This window comes from Oleiphilus sp. HI0066 (assembly GCF_001635725.1).
Map to the genome: position 1 here is coordinate 1 of NZ_LWFH01000248.1, position 1,301 is coordinate 1,301.

At 44.6% G+C, this 1,301-nt stretch carries 2 protein-coding genes; both read right to left on the reverse strand.

Features of this window, described 5'->3' with window-relative positions:
• Positions 1-1,110 (reverse strand): suppressor of fused domain protein (locus A3738_RS03870; RefSeq protein ID WP_082878322.1); only part of this gene is annotated, 1,110 nt, incomplete at its 3' end.
• 4 nt (positions 1,111-1,114) lie between these two features.
• Positions 1,115-1,301, reverse strand: a 187-nt coding sequence (locus A3738_RS30500) for a hypothetical protein (RefSeq protein WP_197473564.1), incomplete at its 5' end; no start/stop codon positions are given.

A 1,301-nucleotide genomic window follows, 5' to 3' on the forward strand; every position in this document is an offset into this window, starting at 1 on the left:
CACAACGCTCTTTCTCGCTAGGTCAATCGTCATTGGCACATCATTTTTTTCGAATACCTGAAACAAAGCTTGCGCTCCGTGCTCTTGATAGAAAGCAAACTCTTCGGCATGGATTGGGATAATTTTATACAGATTTCCTGTAACGCCACTTTCTTCGAAATGCGTGCGTTCACGCAAGACAAGCAGCACTGAGAGTTTCGAGCCCTCAGTGATAGGTTCTCCTAGATCGATCGTAAAAAAATCTCCGTGAACAAGTCCTTCTATTTCCACCAAATTCTCGGCTAGGTTCAGTAAAAAATTGAAAGGCCATGCGGCAGTACTGTCTTTGATGGAATCTGGAGAAAGCTTATCGGTAAAAGGCCAGAGCAACATGATCTCGGACGGAATGCCCGATCGAATAGCATGCCTCATCCCATCACTCACCAAGATCTGGCAGGACTGGTCATACGCTTTAATATGACGAACGGCAATATTTGATTTAGCGACAATGCGTGTTATTTGCCTTCCTTCAAACTCGCCATAATACTGCTTGAGAATCGTATAAAAGTCTTTTGCGTCTTCTGAGTTGCTTACACTAGCCTCTTGCACGTTTTCTTGGGGTTCTTGTGGCAGTTCCACTGGCACGCCACGCCGTACTAGCTCATCAACAAAGCGCTGCCGTTCTTCACCAAAGGATTGTGCATAGGTCATGGGGTTGTAGTTAAAGTGCCCCCAATGAATATCCGTCCTCGCTCCTCGATCTAAGAGAATGGTAAACGCTTCAAAGTTATCGTAAGAAATAGCTGTAGCAATCGGGTAATCGCGGGATCTCACTCCATCAACTTTGGCTCCAAGTGTTAAAAGTAATTCGAACGCCTCCATAGATTTGGCTTCTCCGCGTAACGCTGATGTGAGTACAGAGATCTTTCCATTATCCCCATCTGCCTCCAATCCCATATCGGTTAAAAGGTGAATCATATCCACGCGGCCATAGTGTGCAGCTAGATTTAACCAGGTTTCGGACTGATGCGTCCCAAATAGTAATTCGGGCTCCTTCTCTAACTCAGCCTTTAAACCCTCTATATCGTCGCTGTAAATCAAGAAGTACATTTTCCTGGCTAATTCTTTCATTACACTAATCTTCCTGATCTCTATTTTGAAACAGCTCGCCTTTACTATATAAGTCTCTAGCCTGGTTCAAGATTTTAATGGCATGGTTCTTTCCCAACTCTTGGCCATATTGGTCACCCATTTGCTTTGCCTCACTCAAGGCTTCAAAAATCGCCTTCTGCTCTTCAGTTGTATGCAACCCTTCCCAGTTA